At 34.9% G+C, this 23916-nt stretch carries 24 protein-coding genes and 2 pseudogenes; 6 read left to right on the top strand and 20 right to left on the bottom strand.

What is annotated here, in order from left to right; translation table 11 throughout:
* Window positions 1-39: 39 nt before the first annotated feature.
* The 20 genes and pseudogenes from OM967_RS02965 to OM967_RS08120 form a co-directional block, all read right to left on the bottom strand.
* Window positions 40-1533, bottom strand: coding sequence for a recombinase family protein (locus OM967_RS02965; RefSeq protein ID WP_264337599.1), 1494 nt, complete (start codon window positions 1531-1533; stop codon window positions 40-42).
* Window positions 1487-1966 (bottom strand): DUF2924 domain-containing protein, encoded by a 480-nt coding sequence (locus OM967_RS02960; protein WP_264337598.1) that lies wholly within the window; start codon window positions 1964-1966, stop codon window positions 1487-1489. Before OM967_RS02960 ends, OM967_RS02965 begins: the two co-directional genes overlap by 47 nt.
* 4 nt (window positions 1967-1970) lie before the next feature.
* The gene (locus OM967_RS02955; protein WP_264337597.1) at window positions 1971-2441 is read right to left on the bottom strand and encodes an ankyrin repeat domain-containing protein; all 471 of its coding nucleotides are present in this window, start codon (window positions 2439-2441) and stop codon (window positions 1971-1973) included.
* A gap of 38 nt (window positions 2442-2479) precedes the next feature.
* The gene (locus OM967_RS02950; protein WP_264337596.1) at window positions 2480-3175 is read right to left on the bottom strand and encodes an ankyrin repeat domain-containing protein; all 696 of its coding nucleotides are present in this window, start codon (window positions 3173-3175) and stop codon (window positions 2480-2482) included.
* 167 nt (window positions 3176-3342) lie between these two features.
* On the bottom strand, window positions 3343-4503 hold the full coding sequence (locus OM967_RS02945; protein WP_262986419.1) for a phage tail protein: 1161 nt from the start codon (window positions 4501-4503) through the stop codon (window positions 3343-3345).
* Entirely contained in the window at window positions 4503-5303 is an 801-nt protein-coding gene (locus OM967_RS02940) for a baseplate assembly protein (protein ID WP_264337595.1), read from the bottom strand. Before OM967_RS02940 ends, OM967_RS02945 begins: the two co-directional genes overlap by 1 nt.
* Window positions 5304-5305: 2 nt before the next feature.
* Complete coding sequence (locus OM967_RS02935; protein ID WP_262986416.1) at window positions 5306-5641, bottom strand: GPW/gp25 family protein; 336 nt, start codon at window positions 5639-5641, stop codon at window positions 5306-5308.
* Between the two features lie 21 nt (window positions 5642-5662).
* On the bottom strand, window positions 5663-5917 hold the full coding sequence (locus OM967_RS02930) for a PAAR domain-containing protein (RefSeq protein ID WP_065095513.1): 255 nt from the start codon (window positions 5915-5917) through the stop codon (window positions 5663-5665).
* Window positions 5918-5922: 5 nt separating this feature from the next.
* Complete coding sequence (locus OM967_RS02925) at window positions 5923-6387, bottom strand: phage baseplate assembly protein V (protein ID WP_141456719.1); 465 nt, start codon at window positions 6385-6387, stop codon at window positions 5923-5925.
* The gene (locus OM967_RS02920; RefSeq protein WP_264337594.1) at window positions 6374-6847 is read right to left on the bottom strand and encodes a hypothetical protein; all 474 of its coding nucleotides are present in this window, start codon (window positions 6845-6847) and stop codon (window positions 6374-6376) included. The genes OM967_RS02925 and OM967_RS02920 overlap by 14 nt, the downstream gene beginning before the upstream one ends.
* Window positions 6844-7353, bottom strand: coding sequence for a phage tail protein (locus tag OM967_RS02915; protein WP_264337593.1), 510 nt, complete (start codon window positions 7351-7353; stop codon window positions 6844-6846). Before OM967_RS02915 ends, OM967_RS02920 begins: the two co-directional genes overlap by 4 nt.
* Window position 7354: 1 nt before the next feature.
* Window positions 7355-7660, bottom strand: coding sequence for a head-tail joining protein (locus OM967_RS02910; protein WP_262986521.1), 306 nt, complete (start codon window positions 7658-7660; stop codon window positions 7355-7357).
* 96 nt (window positions 7661-7756) lie between these two features.
* Entirely contained in the window at window positions 7757-8761 is a 1005-nt protein-coding gene (locus OM967_RS02905; protein ID WP_264337592.1) for a major capsid protein, read from the bottom strand.
* Between the two features lie 24 nt (window positions 8762-8785).
* Window positions 8786-9154 carry a head decoration protein gene (locus OM967_RS02900; protein ID WP_264337591.1) on the bottom strand — a complete coding sequence of 123 codons (369 nt, stop codon included), beginning with the start codon at window positions 9152-9154 and terminating at the stop codon, window positions 8786-8788.
* A complete protein-coding gene (locus OM967_RS02895; protein ID WP_264337590.1) occupies window positions 9147-10220 on the bottom strand; it encodes a S49 family peptidase in 1074 nt (357 codons plus the stop codon). Before OM967_RS02895 ends, OM967_RS02900 begins: the two co-directional genes overlap by 8 nt.
* Window positions 10217-11644, bottom strand: coding sequence for a phage portal protein (locus tag OM967_RS02890; RefSeq protein ID WP_262986412.1), 1428 nt, complete (start codon window positions 11642-11644; stop codon window positions 10217-10219). Before OM967_RS02890 ends, OM967_RS02895 begins: the two co-directional genes overlap by 4 nt.
* Complete coding sequence (locus OM967_RS02885; RefSeq protein WP_012482036.1) at window positions 11644-12675, bottom strand: PDDEXK nuclease domain-containing protein; 1032 nt, start codon at window positions 12673-12675, stop codon at window positions 11644-11646. Before OM967_RS02885 ends, OM967_RS02890 begins: the two co-directional genes overlap by 1 nt.
* A gap of 26 nt (window positions 12676-12701) precedes the next feature.
* Window positions 12702-12926, bottom strand: coding sequence for a hypothetical protein (locus OM967_RS02880; protein WP_211908700.1), 225 nt, complete (start codon window positions 12924-12926; stop codon window positions 12702-12704).
* 1 nt (window position 12927) lies between these two features.
* On the bottom strand, window positions 12928-14754 hold the full coding sequence (locus tag OM967_RS02875; protein WP_264337589.1) for a phage terminase large subunit family protein: 1827 nt from the start codon (window positions 14752-14754) through the stop codon (window positions 12928-12930).
* A pseudogene (locus tag OM967_RS08120) lies at window positions 14751-14915 on the bottom strand (ankyrin repeat domain-containing protein); the annotation flags it as partial. The pseudogene OM967_RS08120 and the gene OM967_RS02875, both read right to left, overlap by 4 nt.
* Before the next feature lie 123 nt (window positions 14916-15038).
* On the opposite strand from OM967_RS08120, the gene OM967_RS02870 reads away from it, so the two are divergent.
* The 6 genes and pseudogenes from OM967_RS02870 (at window position 15039) to OM967_RS08225 (ending at window position 23816) form a co-directional block, all read left to right on the top strand.
* Window positions 15039-15227, top strand: coding sequence for a hypothetical protein (locus tag OM967_RS02870; protein WP_038249248.1), 189 nt, complete (start codon window positions 15039-15041; stop codon window positions 15225-15227).
* Window positions 15221-16900 (top strand): recombinase family protein, encoded by a 1680-nt coding sequence (locus OM967_RS02865; RefSeq protein ID WP_264337588.1) that lies wholly within the window; start codon window positions 15221-15223, stop codon window positions 16898-16900. Before OM967_RS02870 ends, OM967_RS02865 begins: the two co-directional genes overlap by 7 nt.
* Window positions 16878-17420: a helicase RepA family protein gene (locus OM967_RS02860; protein WP_264337587.1), complete on the top strand. Its 543-nt coding sequence runs from the start codon at window positions 16878-16880 to the stop codon at window positions 17418-17420. The genes OM967_RS02865 and OM967_RS02860 overlap by 23 nt, the downstream gene beginning before the upstream one ends.
* 42 nt (window positions 17421-17462) lie before the next feature.
* Window positions 17463-19604 carry an AAA family ATPase gene (locus OM967_RS02855; protein WP_264337586.1) on the top strand — a complete coding sequence of 714 codons (2142 nt, stop codon included), beginning with the start codon at window positions 17463-17465 and terminating at the stop codon, window positions 19602-19604.
* Between the two features lie 842 nt (window positions 19605-20446).
* Complete coding sequence (locus OM967_RS02850; protein ID WP_211908129.1) at window positions 20447-21865, top strand: AAA family ATPase; 1419 nt, start codon at window positions 20447-20449, stop codon at window positions 21863-21865.
* 989 nt (window positions 21866-22854) lie between these two features.
* Window positions 22855-23816 (top strand): annotated as a pseudogene (locus tag OM967_RS08225) (IS5 family transposase).
* The last annotated feature ends 100 nt before the right edge of the window (window positions 23817-23916 follow it).

The following is a 23916-nucleotide window of genomic DNA, read 5'->3' as shown; positions in this document are numbered from 1 at the left end:
TTTTTTCGATGTTTTTTCATATTGTTGTTTTTATAAACGTTACGATGCTGAGCCGTAAAATTTCTTCAATTGCTCACCCCAAAGCATCGGTATTTCCCTTAATTCAGCTAACCTCAAATCTCTTGGCTGCCTCCCATTTACTATGTCTTCTTTAATCTTTGGTGCTAAATAATTCAGCCTCAAAATTTGCTGTATACGTCTTGTACCTATATTAATTTTGGCACTCAGCTCCTTCACACTTTCGTATTTTCCCTCTTCTAGTTGCCGTTTCCACAGATGGGCTCTTACCACTGCTTTCAGTAGTGCATTGTTTGTTTTGCCTTCTGGCTCAGTTACTGTGCATTTCTTTCCTTTCTTTTTTATTGGTATAAATTCCACCTTATCCTCTAAACTCACCTCTATTCCATCTTCTTTTATCATTACTCCTTTTATTAACTTTTTCACTACTTCTTTCTGCTTTCCAAAATTTAAATTTTCCCATTTTTCTTCGGTCTTTTCTCTCCAATTTTCATATATCTGCTCCGCTTTTCTCATCACTTCTTTTTCTACTTCTCCTGCTACTATTGTTCGATTTACTGATTCACAATTCTTTCCCCTTAAGTGATTGTTGCATACATAATATCGGTACCTTTTATTTTCTTTTTTTGAGTATGTCAGTGTCATATTTACACTACAGCTCTTACATTTAATTATTCCCTTTAGTAGCGCTTCCTCATATTTTACTCCTCGATACGGTTGATTACTTATCAATTCTTGTGCTTTTTTCCACTTTTCCTCTTCTATTATTGCTTCATGCTTTCCCTCATACTGTTTGTCATAATGTCTTATCTTTCCCACATATATTGGATTTGTTATTATTCTTCTCACCGTTGCTTTTTTAAAGATATCCGTTTTTGCTTTTGTTCGGTATCCTTCCCTGTTTAACTCTCTTGCCAACTCTGCCATTGACTTCAGCTCCAAATATCTTTCAAATATATGCTGCACTGTTTTTGCTTCTTTTTCATTTATTATTAATTCCTTATCTTTTACATCATACCCAAGCGGTAAAGTTCCTCCCATCCATAAACCTTGTTCTTTTGATGTTGCTATTTTATTTTTTACTCTCTCTACTATCATCTCTCTTTCTAGTTGTGCTGCTCCTGATAATACTGTCTGTACGAATTTTCCCATTGGCGTATTATTGTCAAATATCTGTGTTACTGCTACAAAATTTACTCGGTGCCTTCTAAAAAATGACGTTACTTCTATGCTGTCTTTTGTTTCTCTTGATAACCTATCTAGTGTATATACTACTACACAGTCTATCTCTCCTCCTCTGACATCTTCAAATAATTCCTTTATCGCTGGTCTTTCTAAATTTTTTCCTGAATATCCTCCATCATCGTACTTTTTTGCCAATGCTACCCAGCCTTCTTTGCTCTTTATATACTTTTCACATGCTACTCGTTGCGCATCAAGACTGTTAAACTTTTGTTCTAGTCCATCCTCATTTGACTTTCTCGTATATATTGCACATCTTACTTCTTTTAGCATTTTCAACTTCCATTTTTTTCACCATTCCAAATAATAAAGGGCCGTTGTAACTCATTCCCATTATTTTTCCGGCTACTGCTGACAATGACGTAAAAAATTCTTCTCTGTAGATTAAACCCTTATCTGTTACCATTACTGCATGCATCTCTTCTCCTCTCTCTAATATTAGCTCTGTTCCTGCTACTGGAAGTTTGTCACTACTTATTCTTTTTCCCTTCTCTAGTTGATCTGCTAGATACTCTAGTCTTTTTGCTCCTTTTCTTGACATTTTTCCATAAGCTTCCTCCTGCATTCTATACGCTAATCTAGGTATCAGATATTTCTTTGAGTGTTTAGGTGCCTCTTCCCCAAATACCTTCTTCCACGTTTTTCTCAGCTCACCCAAAGGTTTTCTCTCTAAATTCATTACTTTCTTTTCTGTTTCTCTTTCCATATTTTCAGCCTCTCATAGAAGGTTCTATTTGTTCAAATAACTTTTCAATTCTGTCCGTTTCTTTCTTCAATATCTCGGTTATCTCTTTGCTATTTTTCGCATAATCCATTGCTGTCATTCCAAATTTATCTGCTTGCTCTATTTCAGCCCCTGCTTTTACTAGCTCCTCCACTATTTCCACTTTCCCCACCATACATGCAAGGTGCAATGGAGTGCATTTATTTCCATATTCTTCCGCATTTACATTCCCTCCTGATTTTATCAATTCTCTCACGGTTTCTAGACGTTTCTCCGTTACCGCTAGATGCAGTGCTGTATATCCTTCCGCATCTGCTACATTCACATTCGCTCCTTTTTCAACTAATAACTTCACTGTTTTTGCGTCTACCGCGTAATGCAGAGCTATTCTGTCTCTTGCATAAATATTTTTAAATGAGTTCTCTAATAGTGACTCCTCTTTTCCTTTTTTACTCATGACCTACCTCACCTTTTCTCTGAATTTAAACCCCTTCTTTAAGCCCTCCTTTTCACCACCTCATCTATCATTTCACTTACTTGGCTCATTATTTTGCTTGCTAAATTTTCACATTCTTCCTTTATTAGTGATTTATCTTTCTTCCTTATTTCTCCTATCTCTATTATTTTTAGCTCCGGCATATAGCTCCCATTCAACATGTCTGCTATTTCTCCTACTAGCCTCTCTATTCCATAGCACGTCAGTTCTCTGCTTTTTGTTATTCCACCTTTTTCTCTCAGAAATTTGCTCGCCTTTTCACTTTCTTTACTATCACACAGAGAATACTTTTCACTTTCCCATATATAATACATTGGTGTTGCACCATACTTATTTAGTTGATTAATTTCAGCCCCTGCTTCTACTAGCTCTTTTATTATTTCAACTCCTGCTCCTTTGCACGCAGAGTGCAGTGGCGTACATCCACTGACATATTGAGTGGCATTTACTTCTGCTCCCGACCTTAGCAGCACTTTTACATTTTCTAAGCTTTTCGCAAATACTGCACAGTGTAGTGGTGTATAACCCTTTTTATCTCTTGCATTTACCTCTGATCCTTTTTTTATTAATAATTTCACTGTTTTGTAATCAGAGATTTCTACTGCTTGATGCAAGATCGTCTCTCCTTCTTCATTTCTTTTATTAATGTTTTTACTTGATACTTCTTTAAAAAACTTACTCTTGCTAAACTTCATACTTACCTCACAAAATTAGCTTTTCTAGCACCAGACAAATTTCTTATATTTACCTGCCGCTATTCAAGTCATGTCCTTTTTAGCATGAGAAAGCAAGTCCTTTTCTTTTTATTTCATACATTTTAACCTATTATTAATATAATATATGAGGATCTAAATATAAGTATTTAACTTATTAGAGATATTACTTGACTATTTTTCCAACTTCTGTGCAAATGTCGATGTTCATGCCACTTCAGTACTCCTGGGTAAAACACTAAAATGTAATTTTCTAATTCGTGTATTGAATCTTCTTTTCCTGAACTTCTATCATTTTTGCAACTAACGTGATATTCCGTTAAATTAGCTTTCGCAACCTTTTGATCAGTAAGATTCTTTGCTTCATATTCATAGCTGATATTAAATCTTTCCAAAATTGGTGTGTATTCCAAGTTCCATAGCTGATCAGAAAGTTTATCATTACCAAGGAAAAGTGTGCCTCCTATCTCTTCTTGATAACAAAGAGGAAAACAGCTATTTATTTCTCCTAATTTCCAGCTATCTGACAGTACAATCTGTGCTTTCGCAAACTTAATTTCTGGTAATAAACTTTGTGGTAATGGATATAGTGCTTTTACGTTATACCACTGATGACTTCTTTCATAAATGCCTTTGTAATCCTTTGTGTGAGGCTCTGTTTCTCCAAGTACTGCTACATCTAATCGATATATGTCATTACTAAATGTTTGTTCATAATGCTCTCTTAAATAGTTGTCTACAATCTCTACTAACGGACCTCTAGAGCTGAAAAAATTTATTCTTCCAAACGATAACACTGGCCCATTTTTTTCAACTTTTATACCAGAGTAGTCTGATAACAAACTTCCAAATAAACTTTCATCTAAAATAAACCTATCAACGTTATAGTGATCATTGAAAATCCTCATTAGCCGCGATCTTGCTGGTAACGATAGTTTTGCAAGTTCTACTACTGCATCTACAAAAAAGTCATTTGGAACATCTTTTATTCCTATTTGTAATTCAAAGAAGTGTTTACCAGGTGGTTCTTCGATGATTGTAATATCTTCTATATTTGCCCATTTTAGTGCTACTTTTAGTGATGCTGGAGTTCCTCTCAGTCTTTGAAATTTTACTCCTTCTATTACGGCTTTTCTTCTATCTTTTACCCAGCGCAGTATTTCTTCTAAACCATATTCTTCTATTATCCACGGCAGTATTTCATCTTTAAGACTAAACTTAAATCCTCTGATACAGCTCGGATCAACCTTATAATCTGTTGCATCAACCAGTGCTTGCTCTTGCTTTGTTGCGTTTGGGGGTAATAACATTAATTCAACTCAATCTTTAAATTTTTCAAATTTGCAGATTCATTTCCCAGAACCACAACATCCTCTCTTGGCTCGATCAATTCCACATTTTCTACACCATCTACAAATAGATTCGCTATTATCCATGATCTTGTTACACTCCACCCTAATCTTTTTGCTAATTCAAACTTCTTAATAAACTGCTTCTTGATTTCTTCCTCTGATATTAAAGGACTTATGCTCATTCTACTGTGGATATCTATTTCCATAATATTGCAGCCAATTACTGTTACTGTATCGGTTAAAACCCTTATATCATCTCTAGTAACCTGCTTTTTTACAATTTCTAGTAGCTCTTCTAACGCTATGCCAGTTATGGATAATTGTGTTGATAAGATTGAGATTTGTACTTTCCCTGGTATAGTTGATTCCACTAGTGCATCTTTTACTCTACTATCTGCTGACAGTGCATGATATTTATAATATTCCTTACTTCCTCCTGTTAACCAACCTGCTATTTTTGCTTTTACCCTCTTTCTAAATCTTTCATCCTCTTCTTCTTTTTCTCTCTCTACTCCATAAAACTCAGCCAAATTATCAAGATCTTCTCCTGTCGCAAATTTAAGTAAGTTACTCTTTACTGCTTCATTTATTCTTTCTCTAAGCAAAAGTTCTCGCCATGCTGCTACTTCTAATACCTTCATTGCTGGATCACTTTCCACCAATCCTGTAAAACTTGCATCTCGCTTTACTAACTCTTCCTTCATTCTCGAAAAGATTTCCTCAAAGCTCAGTGATTCAATAATATTTGGCTGCTGCATCTTTATACTACAACCCCATCGAAGCGAATCTTTCTTCCCATTGGCAGATACAATCCTTCTAGATCAAGCGTCACTTTTCCTTCTTTTACTCCTTCAACTTTTACTTTTTCTAACTTAAATCTCTTCTCAAATTTCCCCAGTGCTTCTGCAGTTGATGCGTAAATTTCCAAAGTTAAATCCCTATTTATTGGCTTATCTACTAATTCAAATAGTCTTGAGCCATAATCTCTTCTCATTATTCTACTGTTAATAGGAGTGGTCAATATATCAATTATCGATTGTTTCAGATGTTCTATTCCCTCTAATTCTTTACCTGTTTTAGCGTCCATTCCTTTCATTTTTCGACTATTTTAATTTTTTTATTTTGAAAACACACTTTGATTTTTACTTACTATTTGAAAACTACAGGATGCCACATCACCTGTTCTCGCTACACCAATACCATTTACAAATACGTTGTTTGATCCTTGCGTTAGTGTTTCCCCAATACTCAAGATATCACCCTTACGACAAGCAGGTCTACCATTAACAAATACATCTTCACTCCCGCTCACACAGACATGAATCGGCATACCTGTACAATGATCTCCTATGCAAACAACTGCTTTACTCATATATATCAATTTAAATCTACTCTTCTTGCTTTTAATTTAATACTATCTTTTGTCATTTCTATACTCGATTCCCCAGCCTTCAGTGTTATTTTGTCCACTACTTCAATCTCTAAATGATGCTTCCCTTTATCATATGTAAACTTTGTCCCATCCTGAAATTTTACACTATTTATTTCCTTTTTATTCTCTGGTGCAGCATACTTCTGTTGATATATTCCAGACAGTACTACTCCTAATGATAACTCTCCCAATGGTGACAATATTACTACCTGTTCATTTATGCTTGGTGGTAGCCAGCTTCTTTCCTCTCCTGCTCTAGAAGTTATCCATGGAAGAAAATCTGTTAAAAGTTCACCTATTTTTACTCTTACTTTTGCTTTTTCATAATCTATTTCTTTTACAACTCCTATACGAATGATATTCGCTACTTTTCTATTTAGCTCTGAAATTGCAAAACTATGGTCTAACATGCACTTCACCTATATCAATAACATGTGGCATTATGCCAGTTGACCATACTGATTTACCCGAGTGTACCTCATGAACCCATTCAACTAGCCACACAAGATAAGCATCTAGCTCTGGCCTAAATCCGTCAACTTCCGCAGAGATAAATTCAGCAGGTGAAACATTTTCCACATTCCAAGTATTTTTATTTACTACTCTTGCTACTTCTGCTGCTAATGACCTTACAACTAACGAGGAATACTCGACTGTTCCATCAACTACAATCCTTGCCTCAAATCTTACTTTTAGTGCTAACTCTTCTGTTCCAGGATCATGTCCCTTTTCAAATCCGCTAAGCTCCACAAAAACCGCTGGTGCTACTAATTCTTTTCTTATTGCTGGATATACTTCGCATGTCTGTATCGATGATATTTCTCTCTTCAGCGTAGTGCAGATTGCATTATGCAAATCTTTAAAATTCATACATTTCTTGTAATATAGTTCAATTCACGTTCAAAGAACTTTCCAAACATCCTTTCAAACTCATAATTAACTAGCTCCTTTATTATTTTTGATGCTTCTGGCTCCAGTCCTAATTTTACCTCTTGTATTGGCAAAGCTTTTCTTCCTTCACGCCTAAAAACACCACTATTTCCTCTTGGCATTGTTGCAGTAAACGCTCCTATAAACTCATGTTTTCCTATTTTTGTACCTCTTTTTGTTTGTCTCATCTTGCCCATTGCTGATACTCTAATATCATACAAATTTGCTCTAATTAACACGTCTAATCTGCTAGTTTTTGCCTTAAAAATTCTTAATCTCTTTCTTATCAAACTTAATTTTATCTTCTTTTCCTCACTGATTTCCTTAGCTGCTTGCGCTTTTAACCATAGTGCCGTTTTGTTTAATGCCTTTACCGTTGCTAATTCTACTTTTCTTCTTTTAGCATTTACACTTTCTATTACCTCAACTTCTATATGAACAGACATTTTACACCCCAGACGCTTTTATTTTCCACGTTATTCCAGACTTGTCTCTAAGTGGCGGTGAGTGTACTTTATATCTTCGATCACCTATAACAAAAACATCTCCCACTATTGGCTTTAACACATCAAACGCACTTACTTCTAACGCTAAAGTTTCTTCCACAAATTGTCCTTCACCAATCTCGTATAATTTATCTGGCTGTTGCTTTAATACTTGTACCATGTATGACTTATCCTTTGATTTATACAAAGCCACTTCTCCTAAATGGGCAAAACAATCTTCTAATAATCGCTTAATATTCTCTTGCATATTTCTTTTTGATATACTAACCTTTACATGCTAAGAAAGCGCATATCGGTAGAGTCGTTCTGTGCCTCACCACCTTGTAGTTACTCTACCAGTATGTTATGCTATAGCGACTTTTACTAATACGCCAGGTCTATGGCACATTGGCAATGGATTTGACTGCGTATGTAAATCTGTTCCTCTATCAAATCTTCTTGGTTCTTGCTTTGCATATAGTGGCTGTCCTGGTGTGTTTACCGTCTCATTAAAATCTGCTGGTGCAAAATATGTTGTAAATGTGCTTGCTGTTCCTAGTGGAAAACAGTGACCTGTATCTTTCTCAATAAATCTTCTTACGGTTCCTTCAGGATCAGTTGCTTGCCCTCTATATTCCTCAAATGTAATTCCACAGAACGTAAATCCTGATCTCATATCATTTCGAAGTGCTGCTCCTTCTTGCCATCTTTCATATGCTTCTTTTACTTTTTGGTGAGAGGTTAATGCATCAAAAAATTCAGGACTTACCAGAGCATGTACTCCTGTCATATATTCACCACTTAGATTATCTTCTATATGCCGGAGTACTTCCATACACTTACGCTTTACATCTGTTGTTGCTGTTCCTAGTGCAAAATTTACTACTTTTGGCGTGATTTCAAATTCGTTGTACAGATTTAATAATTCTGACCCGTCAGCATCTAAAATTATTCCTTTCAGCGCTCCCATTCGTAAATGCTCTAATGTTATTGCGTGTTTGTTTCTCATTAGCTGTAAATGGTCAGTTACTACGTCTGCCAGCGCTTTCAGTTCACTCTCTGATCCAAATGCTCTTATTCCCTGTACTTCTTCTGGTAACACTACATCATCATGAGGAATATGTGGAATCGTAAATGTTCTTACTTTTCTTTTTCCTCTTTTTCCTACTGTTGCTGGTGCTCCGGGTAACTGCGTTGGTAGTAAACTTAACACTCCGTTGTGTTCTTCTATCGTAATATGTCTAAATCTTACTGATCTACTTGGAAATAAATTTAAATTTCCAACACGTCCATAATTTATCGGCAATATATTCATCGCATTTGTTAGTGCCGTCATGCTAAATGCTGTATTTGTAAATGGATTTTGCATTCTTTTTCTCCTTATTAATTTTAGTTAAACTCCCTTGCGGATAATGATCCCTCGTCCTTCAAGTTGCTTTATTGCTGCAGTTTTCTGCTCTTCAGTGATATTTGCTGGCCATACAACTGCATAATCAGCTAGCATTGCACTACGAGTAATAATTACTGCTTTGGCATTTTCTGTCGCATTTACATCACTTACTATTGCACCTATTGCTGTTTGTGTGCCATCTGTGGCAGTTGGATTTATTATCCTAATCATGTTGTCTTTATCACGACCAACAACTGTCCCTAGCTTCAGATTTTGACCCTTTGCTACCGTTATTTGGTCTCTTGAATATAGACTTGATGCCTCATACTTTAATAAGTCACCTAGATTATTTTGTTCTGTTATACTACTCATTTTGCTTTTCTCCTTTTGTTATATATTTTAAATGCCTACGACTTTTCGCTACCTGCATCATCAACTCTTCTCCTGAATTCTGTGGTATTGTACTTATTATCTCTGTCTTCTTTGTTCTTTCTGCAAGTAATTCCATTAAAACCTCCCTTGCTTGCTCAACACTTACACCCTGCTCAATAAATTCTCCTATTTTCTCTGGCATTCGTGATAAGTTACACAAACGTATTAATTCAACAACTTCAGTACGATACTTAGTTAAATTATTAGTTTTTAGGTCATTTGTAGTTTGTTCATTCATAATAATACTCCTGTTTTGATTAATAGATGAAAGAATTGTAATTCCATCTGCAAGACCTATCTCTACTGCTTTCTCGCCAAAATATAGCCCTGCTTCTGTTGATTTGATTGCTTCTACAGAAAGGTTTCTATTGCGTGCTATTAGCTCAACCAGCATTCCATATAAACGATTCACTTCGCTTTTTAGGTTTTCTAAACTCTCAGAAGTTATTGGCTCATGTGGATTTAAATCATTTTTTCTACTTCCTGCAAATACTGTCGTATATTTTATTCCCTGTTTTTCATCAAACCCACTTTGATCTATATGACTTGCTATTACTCCTATGCTTCCTACTCCTGAAGTTCTACTCACAAATACCTTTTCAGCGCTAGAAGCTATAGCGTACGCAGCAGAATATGCATCATCATTTGCTATCGCTATTATCCTCTTTTTTCCTCTTGATTCATAAATAAAGTCAGCTAGGTCAAATATACCGTTTACCTCTCCTCCGGGGCTATCTATTTCCAGTATAATTGTCTCTATGCTACTATCTGCTAATGCTTGTGTAATTTGTTCTTCTATTTGCTCATATGATGTCATTCCGAGCATTTCATCAAATGCACCAGGTTTTTTAGTTAAAATGCCATGTATCGGTATTATTCCTCTTTCACTATTTCTTACTGCATGTTTTATATTTTTAAAGATAGGCTGCTTTCCTGTTTGTAGTGACAGTAACTCAAAACTCCTTGGTTCTACCATTACACATCTGTTTAGCCATTGTTGTTTCATATCACCTCTTGATTGGCCGTAACGTCAGAATCAAAACTTAAGCCCAGTTCACTTGCACGTCTTTGATCTTCTGCTATTTCTTGGTCAATTTCTTCTACATCATAACCCATTTCTGATACTACTTCCGCTCGACTCTTGAATCCATTTCTTACTGCCATTTGCTGTGCTTGCTGATCTTTTAGCGGATCGACCCAATCAAATCCCTGTGGTATCCATTTTACTTCTTTTTTTGCTCCTTCTTTTCCCTTTGTCCATTCTTCACCTATGTCTAGCTCTCCAGAAAGTAGTGCTAACTCTAACCACCTATCCCATACAGGACGGCAAAACTGAAATACCATTATGTTATGCTGTAACATTGTACATCTCCTACGAAACTCTATTAATCCTGCTCTAATTGATGAATAATTAACACCGGTTAAATCTCCTGTTAGTTGCTCATATGTTATCCCTGTACCAATCGCTATTGCCCTGAGTTGCTGTCTTATAAACGCTTCATAACTTCCTCCAACATCTGACGGTTCTGAAAATTTTATGTCTTCTCCTGGGTCTAAAAGCTGCATTGTTCCTGGCTCTAAACCTGATAGTGCCACTCCTTGCTCATTACTTTCACTTTCTCCCATGATATTTGCTTCTGGATCGAGTCTCGTAATAAATCCAGCAAACATTGCTGCAGTTTTCTTTCTCACCAGCTCTGCATCATCATATTGATCAAGCTCATAAAGCTTCAGCAGTATATTAGAAAGCCAAGGCTCCCCTCTGATTTGCCCAGGTCTTAATGGTCTATAAATATGTAAAACATCATTTGCTGGCACTCTCACTGATTCTCCAAACATACTTTCACCAGGGTGTTCTTTAAATAGGTAGTATGCTTCTCTTTGCCCAAGCCTGTTAAACTCAATCCCGTTTCTTATTACATTACCATTTCCTAAAGTTTGATTTGTTTTATTATCTAAATGTTCAGACTCAAGTACTTGTAGTTGTAATGGTACAGAAAATCTATCTTCCAGCTTTCTCGTTCTTAAACGTACAAAACATTCTCCTCCCTCTATCATACTTCTGCACACTAGAGCTTGTAATCCATAAAAATCACTTACTCCGTTACTGTCTGCTTCATCTGTCCATTTTAGCCATAATTCTTGCACCTTCTTTCGAAATTCTCCATCTCTTGCTTTTGATTGTGGTTTTATTCCTGTTCCAATAGAGTTACTTACTATCGTATCAATTATATTTGCAGCGTAAGGATTTTTTCTCACCATATCACGTGATCTACTACGTAAAGTTTCAAGGCTTTGAGACAGCAAATTGTTTATACTTCCTAACTCTGGTTGAAAGTGAAAAAATCTTCTTCCTGAGCCTGCTGCATCCCACGCTGAGCTTTTGATTTTTGGCTTACTAAATAGTTGTTTGAATGATTTGAGTAGCATTACTTCTCTTTATCTGAAACTTTAGATAACTCAGCTTCTAATTCCTCTATCGTTGGTAAAGCTGTCTTTATATTCTCTGGTAGACTTTCAGTTATTCGATATTCTGCTAGTCCTATTGGTTTTGTCATATCTTTTAGAGTGTATTTTGCTAGTACATCATTTTTAGATTTACATAAAATCAACCCTACAGATGGTTGATCTGTCTCGTGTTTTAGCAAGTCATCTACTGCTGAAAGGTAGAAATTCATTTTACCGGCGTATTCTGGTTTAAACTTATTATCTTTCAATTCAATTACTATAAAACAACGTAATTTTAGATGGTAGAATAATAGATCGACAAAGAAGTCTTCATCACCAACATCTAAATGAAATTGTCTACCTACAAATGCAAAGCCTTCACCAAGTTCTAACAAAAACTTCTCCATATGTCCTACAAGACCTTTTTCTACTTCTCTTTCATGAGCATCCTTTCCTATACTTAAAAAATCAAAAATATATGGATCTTTTAACGTGTAATGCGCTAGATCTGATTGAGGTGAAGGTAACTTCTCTTTAAAATTAGTGATAGCCTTTCCTTGACGTTTATGTAACCCAAGTTCAATCTGCATTACCATGATGTTTCTTGACCAGCCATGTTCTATAGCTTCTTTTATGTAGAATAGCCTCGCTTCTTTGTCCCGAACTAAGTCCATCAGAAATACATTATGTCCCCATGGCAATTGGGCAACAAGTTGTTGCACAAATTCAATATCTTGATATTCCCCTGCAAACTGCCTCATATATTTTAGATTTCTTGTGCTAAAACCTTTCATTTCTGGAAACTCAGCCTTTAAGTCTCTACTTAACTGCTCAATTACTTTGGATCCCCAACCTTGGCTCTTTTGTTTTTCTAGAATCTGTGTTCCAATATAATGATAAAGTAGTAGTAGCTCTTTATTTACTGTTCTTGCTGCTTTATAACGACTAATAGCAATCTGTTCTTTCAGCTGCTCTAAAAATTCTGTATATTCTTTTGCTATAATTTTTGTCATACGGTTCCTTTCAACGATTTTCATCATTATATGATCCCCTTACTCGTTGAAAAAACAATTTTCCTCTTTGGCTTCATGCCCGCAACTTTTAACCCCGCTTTTATTCGTTGCCTGAGCTCCAATAAATCCTTTATTTGAACTTCCCCGTACCGTACAATATGGTCACCATATGCAATTGATACTACTCTCTCTCCATTTTGTAGTTTCTTTATCGCTTCTTCGACTTGAATTAAATATTCTTCGTTATACATTTCACTTCTCATTCAACCATTGGCTTTGCCTTACTTTTTTAGGCTTTTTGCTTTCCATTTTTCCACTCAAACTATTCCATTTACTCTCTGGCCAACGATCGATTCCAAGCGCAATAGATGCAGCTCTCGCATAAATTCGGCAATCTAGCACTTTATTTCTTTCTCTTACCTTTTGCCACTCTTGTTTGGTGTATCCTTTTACCACTTTGCTGACTAATTGCTCTGCCGTTAGCTGCTTAAAATATTCAGGTGCATATTCGGGAAAATGACAATATCCTGCTGGAGCTTCTTCACCTTCTTTTAAAACATTAAGTAATTGAAAAAGCTCTGACTTTAATATCGATACTCCTACTGGCCATAGCTTTATTCCTCTCTTTAGCTTTTGACCACCAACTGTTATATCTACTCTACTTGGGCTGCTAAGTGGCACTAGTGCTTTATTTACACCTTTTACTGCCATTACTCTTCCAGAGCCTTGATGACTCCTTACCCAATTATACACTTCCTGCGTTGCATACCCTGCATCAACCGCCATCATACTTATCATATATTCAAGACCATTTTCACCAATAAAATGATGATTGAGGAGCTCCGAAAGCTTTCCCCATACTTCTCCTCCTCCTGTATCTCCTTCAAATACTCGGTAGTCTATTGACCAACTTTCACGGCTTTTTCCCCATGCTACAACTTCTACTTCTAACCGATCTTTTTGGACATCTACTCCTGCTGTGAGAACCACTTCACCTTTTGGTACTGTGCCTACGGGAAAAAATTCTCTCCTGTTAAATAATTGCTTCCAATCTGGTACTTCTCCTTTATCTACCCAGGTTTCTCCAAGCGTAGTATTTATCCAAACCTTCAGTAATTGTTCGCTTTCCTTTGCATGGAGAAAGTCCTCTACTGCTTGTTGCCAACTATACCAGCCTACTGGACTATAAAGACTTGAAAGATGAAATCCTTTTTTCTTCCCTTCTTTTGCCCCTGTAGCTCTCCATTCTCCACGGTCTAGCATCTCTGTCTTTTGATGATTTTCTATCTTTTCACCACATTCTATACACATATAGTGTGCTGTATTTGGATTTTTATCTTCCCATTTTATTTGTGACCACTTTAAAATTTGGTAATAATTACAATGCGGACATGGTACAAAAAAATATCTCTTGTCTGTAGCTTCAAATTCCTTCTCAATTCTGCTTATTCCATGAATCGTTGGCGTTGATACTAAAAAAATCTTTCGCCGTGCAAATGTATTAGTACGGGCTATGCTGAGTAAAACTGGATCTCCTTCACCTCCCGAATCTCCTGGATAGGCATCTATTTCATCAAGAAAGAGATATTTTACTGGCATAGATCGGAGGCCTACACTGCTATTTGCTCCGGTTATTACTACTATTCCACCTGGAAATTCCTTACTTTGTACAGTATTCCCTGAATCTCTTGATCTTGGGTCTTTTACTTTACTTTTTAAACATGGTGTACTTTCAATCAGTGGCGCAAATCTTCCTTTTGACCAACGTTTTCCCATTTCAACTGTTGGCTGTACTACTATCATTGGCCCTGGTGTTTGATCGATGATATAGCCTATCCAATTGTTACCAGCTTCTGTTCCCCCAATCTGCGCTCCTTTCATGAATACTACTTTTTCTGCAGGTGAAGAAGGAGAAAGTGAATCCATTATTTCTTTTAAATAAGGAGTTCTTTCTGTTCTCCATTTCCCTGGCTCTGATGCTGCAGTTGGTGCTAGAACTCGATACTCATTTGCCCACTCTGATACTTTAAGCTCTGGATCTGGTCTTAAACCTTCAGAAAAAGCTCTAGCGTATATCATTGTCTGCATCTACTCATAATTGACTCTATCTCAACATCATTAACAGTAGAACTACACTCTTCCAGTTCCATAAACATCTTTTTCTGAAATTCCTTTTCTATGTATCTTTTGCTCATCTCACTTATCATTATTGCTATAATAAGCGCAAGGACTCCGCCAACAATATTGCAATAAACCTGAAACTTGAGAAGACTATTTCCCGAAAGCTTCTACAAAAAGAACGGAGAGTTGAATTTATTTATAGAGCTAATGATCGAATAACCATATGTCTCGATGGATAATATATGGTAGAGCTCATGGGCAACAAGAAATTAATAGTTCGTATTAGTTGTAGTTATGAAGTAAATCGATTAGCAGAGTTGTATCTATTAGATGCGTATGAAAAATTAGTGTTAAGTAAACCAATAAAAGCGAGCAAAAAGGAAGAAAACTCTGAATATAAGAAAGTAGATTTGAGGACGGTAAAATGGTAACAGTTAGTTTATATGCAAGAGTTTCTTCAGGGAAGCAAGCACAAGAAGATACAATAGCAAGCCAAATTGCTGCTATAGAGAATCAAATTAGTATGGATGGACATAAATTATTAAATGAATATAAATTTATTGATAATGGTTATAGTGGTTCTAACATAATCCGTCCTGGTTTGGAAAAATTACGTGATAAAATAGCAGAAGGTAACATTGATAAGGTTTATATTCATTCTCCTGATCGTTTATCTCGTAAGTATGCATATCAGATGATATTACTTGAAGAGTTTAAGAAATTAGGAGTGGAAGTCATTTTTTTAAATCATCAAATTAGCGATAATCCAGAATCTCAATTACTATTACAAATGCAAGGTATGATAGCAGAATACGAACGTGCAAAAATCATGGAACGAAGTCGTCGAGGAAAGATTTATGCAGCAAATAAGGGTTGTATAAGTGTAATGAGTGCTGCTCCTTATGGCTATCGTTATATAAACAAAAATACAGAAACAGGACAGGCCTTATTTGAGATTTATGAAGAAGAAGCTGAAGTTGTTCGTAAAGTATTTTCTTGGGTAGGAAGAGAAAGAGCCAGTATAGGAGAAGTATGTCGTAGGCTAAGTGCTATGTCCATTATGACGAGAACTGGAAAAGAGTATTGGGATAGGGCTGTAGTTTTGAGTATGTTAAAAAACTCTGCTTATAAAGGACAAGCAGCTTTTGGTAAAACAAGGTTTGGTGTCAAACTAAAACATATAAGACCGAAAAAAAACTCCTGCGAGCATCCAAAAGATAATTATTCTACTTATCCTGTTCCAAAAGAGGATTGGATTTATATTAAAGTACCTAGTATAGTAAGCGAAGATTTATTTGAAATCGTTCAAGAACAATTAGCTGAGAATAGAAAAATAGCAAGAACAAGACAAAGAGGAGCAAGACATTTATTGCAAGGTTTAGTAGTATGTAAGCTTTGCAATTATGCATATTATGGTACTAGCACTGCAAGGAATAAGGAGGGGGAAAAAACTAATAATCAGGTATATTATCGTTGTGTTGGCACGGATTCATACCGTTTTGGCGGTAATAAAATGTGTAACAACAAATTAATTCGTACAGATACATTAGACATGGCTGTGTGGGAAGAGGTAAAACATCTATTAAAAAATCCAAATAGAATATTAGAGGAGTATAAACGTAGACTTTCAGAACTTAAAAAATCACCACTAGATCAAAAAAGTGCTTTGCTTGAAACACAAGAAGATAAATTAAAACGAGGTATTGCAAGGTTAATTGATAGTTATGCTCAAGAATATATTGATCAAGAAGAATTTGAGCCAAGAATTAAAGCAATGAAACAAAACTTAAAAATGGTTGAAGAACAAAAGAAAAAGATATTTGATCAGAAAAAACTCACACAAGAGTTAACTCTAGTAGTAACAAATTTAGAGGGGTTTTCCTCTAGTATTAACTCAAGTCTTAATAATGCAGACTGGCTAACTAAACGTGATATTATTAGAACGTTAGTTAAGCGAATTGAGATTAATTTTGAGGATGTAAACATCGTGTTTAGAGTAAAAGAGCTTCCAGACTCTTTTCATATGGAGAAAAATCAATGCTTGCAATGTTGTTGTAGGGGTAGGAGTATCATTTCTTGGTATGAAGCCTGCAAAGCCACTTAAGATATTCTATCTACAGAATGAAATGGAATATGATTACATAAGAGAGCGCTTACAGAAGCTAAGAATCAGCAAGAAAACCCTTGATGCAGGAACAGAAAACTTAGTTATCACTAAAAAAGTACAGTTAACTTTGAATGTGGAAAAAATAAAAGAAATTATGTCGGAAAATCTCGATGTAAAAACAGTTGATCTTATAGTGATAGACTCTCTTTTTGATTATAGGAGTATGATCTCTTTTCTACAAAATGGTATTGATGAACTACGCTCTATCACTAATCCTACGGCTGGAGTAATAGTTACACATTACACCAAAAAAGTGTCAACAACCACGTTAAAAAAGAATCCATTTCAAGCATTGAGTGGTGCTAATGTTTTAAGAAGTTTATATACATCTGGAGTAGTAATATTTAAACCTAGTCAGCATAGAAATGTTCTGCAAGTAATGTATGAACTCAAAAATGGAAGACCCATACCAACAAAATTCATCAGTGAAGTTAACGGACACTGGAAAACAGCTTAGTTGAATTTCATAAGTTAAATTTTAAATATATTGGGGAATTTTATGGACATCTATTGTGATTTTAATACAGCAGCACCACATGGACATTACAAACCGTTATTAGAAAAAGAACAGCTAAAAGCTCAGCTTTTGTTAAATATCAGATCATGCCTTTCATATCTATTACCAAGAGGAACTTTTCGTGGTGATAAGTTTTATGTAGGCAATGTACAAAGTGATAAAGGAAAGAGTCTAGTAGTAGAATTAAGTGGCAGTGAAGCTGGCCTATGGCATGATTTTGCAACAGGAGAAGGTGGTGATATCATTGATCTTTGGGCAGGAGTACATAGAAAAAGTACGAGAATAGAGTTTCCTGAAGTAATGACTTCTATAGCTCAGTGGCTTGGTCATTTCAAAACTTCAAGTAGTCCAACTACATATTGGGATTATTACGATGAAAACGGCCAAGCTATCGTTAGAATCTATCGTTACGATGATGATAATGGAAAGCGATATCTTCCTTTTGATATAAAAAAGTCCGACTGTGGTGCACCGAAGATAAGGCCACTCTATAATATTCCAGGTATTTTGAAGTCCGATAAAGTTATTCTTGTAGAAGGAGAAAAATGTGCAGAAGCGCTGATAGAGAAAGGAATAACTGCAACAACAGCAATGTCAGGAGCAGCACCTATTGAGAAGACAGATTGGACTCCACTTAAAGGTAAACACATTATTATATGGCCAGATAATGATGCACCAGGTAAGAAATACGCTGAAAAATCTGCTATGAAACTTACTTGTCTTGGAGTTGAAGAACTTTGCATTTTGGAAATACCTAAAGATAAACCAAAGGGTTGGGACGCTGCTGATTGCGTGAAAGAAGGTATAAATGTTGAAAAATTCTTATCTTCAATTCCTCAAGTTCCATATGTGAAAAAACTATCAACTACCGAGGAATTCTCGAAAGTTCAAAAAGCAGGACGTTGCATTTCACTTTCAGCAATTCCAGTAATAAAGTATTTAAACGATAAATCACCAATGCCGAAAGACATAATAGCTCCAAGAATTTTAACTCCAGGAGGACTATTGGTGTTTGCAGGTGCACCTAAGGTTGGAAAAAGTGATTTTCTTATTTCTTGGTTATTACATATGGCAGGAGGAGTTCCATTTTTGAACATGATACCCACAAGACCTTTGAAAATCTTTTACTTACAAACTGAAATTGGCTATCACTATATGCGTGAACGTCTTCAGCAGATTAAACTAAATGAAGAACTTCTTGAAATTGCTGGATATAACTTAGTTATTACACCACAAGTGGAGTTACTTCTAAATGATGATAGTATAGAGATTATTTTAGATAAAATAGAAAGTTCATTTGGCTCGAATGCAGTTGATATAATAGCAATAGATCCACTACGCAATATTTTTGATGCCGGTGAGAATAGTAGTGAAAATGACAACAATGCTATGTTATTCTTTCTACAAGAAAGGGTTGGTAAATTGAGAAAGCTGGCTAATCAAGGTGAAGGGGTTATTTTAGTACATCATACAAAAAAGATTCAAAAGAAATCATTAGAAGAAGATCCCTTTCAAAGCTTTAGTGGAGCTGGTTCATTGCGAAGTTTTTATACTACAGGAATGATAATGTTTAGACCAAATGAACAACAAAGCTGTCGTCAGCTAATATTTGAGTTACGCAATGGTCATGCTATTGCATCAAAATACGTTGATAAAATTAACAATAACTGGTACGTAGTTGATTATGAATCGCAAAGACTTGTGAATAAAGATTATGGTCAAAGGTTAGATGCAGAACGTTCGCGTAGGTATGATACTATTCTACAATTAATTTATGATGAAGCACGGAAGGGACGTCTATATACAATAAATTCGTTCTGTCAGGCATTTGAGAATAAAGCAGGTCTTGGTAGTCAATATTTGATCCGTGAACGTATTGATACTTTAGCTACAAAGGGCTATATAAAATTTAATAGAGAAGGTAAAAATGGAGCAAGAACTAGATATGGGGTGCTTTGTGTTGCAGGCATGGAAAAGAAAAGTAAGGTATTTGATCATCAACTGAATAAAGAAGTGACAATTTATGAAAAGGTCTTACCAACCGACTATAAATCACTGGAGAATGGTAGCATTTTACCAGTTGAAAATCCGAATACTTGGGTTCATCATAGCATCTGCAATTAATAAAATTAAAATAGAAAATATGAGTTATTTCAGTCTTCGGATTTGCTCAGTTTGTCTTCAGAATTTGCTTAGTCTATGCAGACTGAATTTAGTAAGGGTGAAAGAAATGCGAGATTTTCAACAACTTAGAGGGATTGTTGAATTTTATAGCTGCAGGCTGAGCAATAGGGAAAAAGTTCAGGAATATAGAGGGTTTTGTTCAACTCTCAGTTTTCAGAATAACTCCTATTATTATATAATAATATAGTAGTATGACTTTAAAACATACTACTCTGTTCGTTTCTCTTTTACTTACAATAATAAGCTATGGAAAGCTCTCTTTCAAAGTTATCTGATAAAAGAAACGAAAGAAAACGCTCAGAAAAAACAAATGGCCCGTAATTGCGTTTTAAAGCCATTCTACAACTTCAGGGTATAATTATACTACCAAGACCTAGGTTAATCATGTAAGATAGCTTAAAACTCGATTATGAGGTATTTCTAAATTATCTTTTACTTGTTATAAAAAAACCTCACTTTAGTTTATCAAGTTTTTTATTCATTGTAAAATATTTTTTCAAAAAAGTAAACAGTTTTCATAATTTCGGTATAGCAAAGTATGTCAGTAGAACAGCTTTTGTTTAAAACCTCTGAGCAATTAATTGCAAAACTCTCAGTGATGAAATCAGCAAATTGTAGATGAAGCTCAAGGAAAAAAGTCTCTAGCTACTGCCATAGAAGAAGAAACAGAAGCTACAAAACCCTCTCAATAGTTCAAGATGGAGACAAAGATCTAAATTTATTTATTTACGTCTCTAATTTTATCTCGTATAATGGAGACAAAGATTTATATTTTGTGTTTTATGTCTCCATTATTTATTGGTAGGAAAACTGAGTTAAAACAACTACTGGAGCTTACAGACAAAAATACTGCATCTTTTGTAGTAGTCAAAGGAAGACGTCGTATAGGAAAAAGTCGTTTAATTCAAGAGTTTGGTAAGTATTTTGAACAATATTACTCCTTTATAGGTTTGCCACCAGAAAGGCATACTACAACGTCCTACCAACTTAATGAATTTTCTAGACAAGTTGCTAGACAATTTAATACATCTTTTGCTAGGTATGATGACTGGAGCGATTTACTATGGGCAGTTGGTGAACGTCTACTATCAGGAAAAACATTATTGCTGTTTGATGAAATTTCTTGGATGGGCTCAAAAGATCCAACCTTTTTAGGCAAAATAAAAAATTTTTGGGATACGCAGCTAAAAAATAATAACAAGCTAATTTTTGTTGTTTGTGGATCAGCTTCATCCTGGATCGAGAAAAATATACTTAGCAGCACTGGTTTCGTAGGGAGAATATCGTTAACTTTAACACTCGGAGAATTATCACTTTCTGATTGCAACGAATTTTGGCCAAAAAATATTTCAGCATATGAAAAGTTTAAGGTGCTTGCAGTAACTGGCGGAATTCCAAAGTATTTAGAGGAGGTAAATTTTAAACATAGCGCTGAAGAAAATATTAAAAGGCTTTGTTTTACAAAAGGTGGGTTTTTAGTTGAAGAATTTAATCAAATATTCTCAGATTTATTCATGCGAAAAACTGCTTTTTATAAGCAAATAGTCAGAGCTCTTTCTACTGGAGCTAAAGAACAAGAAGAAATTTGTGCTACTTTAAATATCGTAAGACATGGACGCATTTCTGAGTATCTATATGAACTTGAGCTTGCTGGTTTTATTGCAAAGGATCATACTTGGAGTATAAAAACTGGTACTGATTCACGACTCAGGAGGTACAGACTTCAAGATAATTATTTAAGGTTTTATCTAAAATATATCGAAAAAGATCTAGGAAAAATTAGTCGTGACACCTATTCTATAGGGTTCTTACCAGAGTGGTATACAATTATTGGGCTTCAATTTGAAAATTTGGTGCTGAACAATAGAAAGAGTATACATAATATCTTAGGAATTGATGGAATAATAAGCGAGAATCCATTTTTTCAGAAAAGAACCCGTAATAGTGCAGGTTGTCAAATTGATTATATGATTCAAACGAAGTTTAACACTCTCTACATTTGCGAAATCAAATTTTCAAAAGATAAAATTGGTCATTCAATAATACAAGAGGTACAAAAGAAAATAGATGCACTAAATCGTCCAAAAGGCTTTTCATGTCGTCCAGTCCTTATCCACGTTAATGATGTAAGTGATGATGTTATAGATAGTGGTTACTTTTCACACATAATTGATTTTGGAAAATTATTGAATTGTAAGTAATGGTTTTTCTGACTTAAAAAATGGTAGTTTCTGCAGTTATTCTTAAGTTCATAGAGTTTGCTAACATTAGTATCTTTAGCTTTACAAAAAGGGGATGGAGCCAAAACAATCTCTCTGCTGCAACTTAATTCTTTAAAATATTTTAAAGGGCTATTATAGCGTTATTGATGATTTAGATAGGGGAGGATATGTTTTGCCAAAAGCTCATATAATCTCTTTTAAACCCAAATAAACAGTTATTTCCAAAATGGAAACAACTCAAATAGCGAAGAAGCTACTGTAAAAGATATAGCTGATTTTCAAAGCTCTTTAATTCCTTAGCTATCTTAAAATTATTTTAACTTTTTTTTCAAAAAATCCCGGAAAAAGTAGTAAGAAATCCGGTATATATTAGTATAGGGTCATTGAGTGTAGATGTGCTTAAAACACAAAAGTCGGCAAACGAACAGAGTAGAAAAGATTGAAGAAAGCAAAAGAAATTTAGGCTTTTGGTAAGTTACATAATTGAGAATTTGTATTTTTTTAGATGAGACAAAAACTGTATTTTAAAGCTAGATGTGACTTTAGGGTAAAATACCAACCAAAGAACGCTTCTTTAAAACTTGATCACAAGCCTTGTCACAAATTTTACTTTTTCCATTATAACATCTTTTACTTCTCTTCAACACAGTTAACGAACTACTTTTATCAGCACAGTGAAAGGGTTAATACGGTAACCATAATCTTTACGCGATGATCCAGGCCAACCAACTGTTTGAATCAAATCATTACGTATCGATGTTTAGTCCTAACTTTTTAGCTAAGGTGGTTTTTATTGTCCTTTGGATTGTGTTTAGTGATTTTCTGATGTGATGTTCTGGATCTGCTTCTGGATGGCTTTGTTGCATAGCTAGTGTTGGTTGAGGTTATTGTAAGAAGAAAAGCTTTTTAATATATGGCTACTAACGCATTTTGTTGTAAAATAGGCATTTTTCAAACAAGTACAACTTATGCCACAAAAAATGAGAGTAAGTAACCAAAGAGAATATAACGAGTTTCTCAAAAAAAGAGGAAATGTTTTTCATTTTGTTAATCAAGCCATAGAAAATTGGTATGAAAATAGTCCAAAAGTTGCAGGTGGCAATAACACTTATAGTGATAAAGTTGTAATTTTAATACACATAATAGTTCATCTTTTTAGAATTGGCTTGAGACAAGCTGTAGGTTCTGTAAAAGGTTATATGGTACAAAAATAGGCAAAAAACTTAAGATTATCAGCTATACACAAGCTTCCAGAAGATTTAAAAAGCTTAATTTGAAGATTGATGACCATAGAAGCAATAAAGATGATCTGGAAAATGTTGAAATTGCCGTAGATAGCACTAGAGTTAGTATCTACAATAATAACGGTGGGCATAGTAAGCTTAATATTTGAAAAAGAAAATACAGTGGTTATGGTCAAGTAAGAAAATTACATGTTGTTTTAAACATAAATGATAAGAAAGCAATAAGCATGAACTACACTAGTGGTGTTGCTGTAGACTATTTGCCGGTCTGCGATATGTTAGAAGAAGTCAGTGATAAATATAACATTTGTTCTATTCGAGCAGATGCGGCTTATGATATAAAAAGTGTGTATAAAGAATGCAGAAAATACAATATTGTGCCTATTATTCGCCCTAGGAAGGATACTAAAATTTGTTTAGCTGACTACTTATCAGAAAGAAACAAGTATATTAGTAGAATTAGGTCATATGAGAATTATGAAGATGGTATTAATGAATGGAAGAAAAAAGTTAAGTATGGAGCACGGTCTTATATTGAAGTCTTTTTCTATAGGTTGAAGCAAATATTTGGGTTTAGCTTGAAAAATAAATCAGAGGTAAATCGTGAAAAAGAGCTGTTAATTAAGTGCTACTTATTGAACAAATTTACTGATATAGGTATGGCTAAATTTAAATTAGCTGCGTAAATTCACTGTGATTTACATGCCTATCAGTGCTATGCAACAAAGCCATTCTGACTTTGCTATACACTAAAACTAGCCATATTAGCCCATTTCATCCATATCT

It is taken from the genome of Wolbachia endosymbiont (group B) of Dolichovespula media, assembly GCF_947179505.1.
Classification (GTDB): Bacteria; Pseudomonadota; Alphaproteobacteria; order Rickettsiales; family Anaplasmataceae; genus Wolbachia.
The sequence above is the reverse complement of the archived record's forward strand: the minus strand, read 5'-3'. Positions and strand labels throughout refer to the sequence as shown.

Excerpts from the sequence above, each read along its gene's own strand:
- OM967_RS02855 (WP_264337586.1), top strand. The coding sequence starts at position 17,463 with ATGGACATCTATTGTGATTTTAATACAGCAGCACCACATGGACATTAC.
- OM967_RS02885 (WP_012482036.1), bottom strand. The coding sequence starts at position 12,675 with ATGACAAAAATTATAGCAAAAGAATATACAGAATTTTTAGAGCAGCTG.
- OM967_RS02850 (WP_211908129.1), top strand. The coding sequence starts at position 20,447 with ATGTCTCCATTATTTATTGGTAGGAAAACTGAGTTAAAACAACTACTG.
- OM967_RS02945 (WP_262986419.1), bottom strand. The coding sequence starts at position 4,503 with ATGTTATTACCCCCAAACGCAACAAAGCAAGAGCAAGCACTGGTTGAT.
- OM967_RS02890 (WP_262986412.1), bottom strand. The coding sequence starts at position 11,644 with ATGCTACTCAAATCATTCAAACAACTATTTAGTAAGCCAAAAATCAAA.
- OM967_RS02875 (WP_264337589.1), bottom strand. The coding sequence starts at position 14,754 with ATGATATACGCTAGAGCTTTTTCTGAAGGTTTAAGACCAGATCCAGAG.
- OM967_RS02965 (WP_264337599.1), bottom strand. The coding sequence starts at position 1,533 with ATGCTAAAAGAAGTAAGATGTGCAATATATACGAGAAAGTCAAATGAG.
- OM967_RS02905 (WP_264337592.1), bottom strand. The coding sequence starts at position 8,761 with ATGCAAAATCCATTTACAAATACAGCATTTAGCATGACGGCACTAACA.
- OM967_RS02865 (WP_264337588.1), top strand. The coding sequence starts at position 15,221 with ATGGTAACAGTTAGTTTATATGCAAGAGTTTCTTCAGGGAAGCAAGCA.
- OM967_RS02915 (WP_264337593.1), bottom strand. The coding sequence starts at position 7,353 with ATGTCTGTTCATATAGAAGTTGAGGTAATAGAAAGTGTAAATGCTAAA.
- OM967_RS02940 (WP_264337595.1), bottom strand. The coding sequence starts at position 5,303 with ATGCAGCAGCCAAATATTATTGAATCACTGAGCTTTGAGGAAATCTTT.
- OM967_RS02920 (WP_264337594.1), bottom strand. The coding sequence starts at position 6,847 with ATGAATTTTAAAGATTTGCATAATGCAATCTGCACTACGCTGAAGAGA.
- OM967_RS02930 (WP_065095513.1), bottom strand. The coding sequence starts at position 5,917 with ATGAGTAAAGCAGTTGTTTGCATAGGAGATCATTGTACAGGTATGCCG.
- OM967_RS02910 (WP_262986521.1), bottom strand. The coding sequence starts at position 7,660 with ATGCAAGAGAATATTAAGCGATTATTAGAAGATTGTTTTGCCCATTTA.
- OM967_RS02895 (WP_264337590.1), bottom strand. The coding sequence starts at position 10,220 with ATGAAACAACAATGGCTAAACAGATGTGTAATGGTAGAACCAAGGAGT.
- OM967_RS02960 (WP_264337598.1), bottom strand. The coding sequence starts at position 1,966 with ATGGAAAGAGAAACAGAAAAGAAAGTAATGAATTTAGAGAGAAAACCT.
- OM967_RS02950 (WP_264337596.1), bottom strand. The coding sequence starts at position 3,175 with ATGAAGTTTAGCAAGAGTAAGTTTTTTAAAGAAGTATCAAGTAAAAAC.
- OM967_RS02935 (WP_262986416.1), bottom strand. The coding sequence starts at position 5,641 with ATGAAAGGAATGGACGCTAAAACAGGTAAAGAATTAGAGGGAATAGAA.
- OM967_RS02925 (WP_141456719.1), bottom strand. The coding sequence starts at position 6,387 with ATGTTAGACCATAGTTTTGCAATTTCAGAGCTAAATAGAAAAGTAGCG.
- OM967_RS02955 (WP_264337597.1), bottom strand. The coding sequence starts at position 2,441 with ATGAGTAAAAAAGGAAAAGAGGAGTCACTATTAGAGAACTCATTTAAA.
- OM967_RS02880 (WP_211908700.1), bottom strand. The coding sequence starts at position 12,926 with ATGTATAACGAAGAATATTTAATTCAAGTCGAAGAAGCGATAAAGAAA.
- OM967_RS02870 (WP_038249248.1), top strand. The coding sequence starts at position 15,039 with ATGGTAGAGCTCATGGGCAACAAGAAATTAATAGTTCGTATTAGTTGT.
- OM967_RS02900 (WP_264337591.1), bottom strand. The coding sequence starts at position 9,154 with ATGAGTAGTATAACAGAACAAAATAATCTAGGTGACTTATTAAAGTAT.
- OM967_RS02860 (WP_264337587.1), top strand. The coding sequence starts at position 16,878 with ATGAAGCCTGCAAAGCCACTTAAGATATTCTATCTACAGAATGAAATG.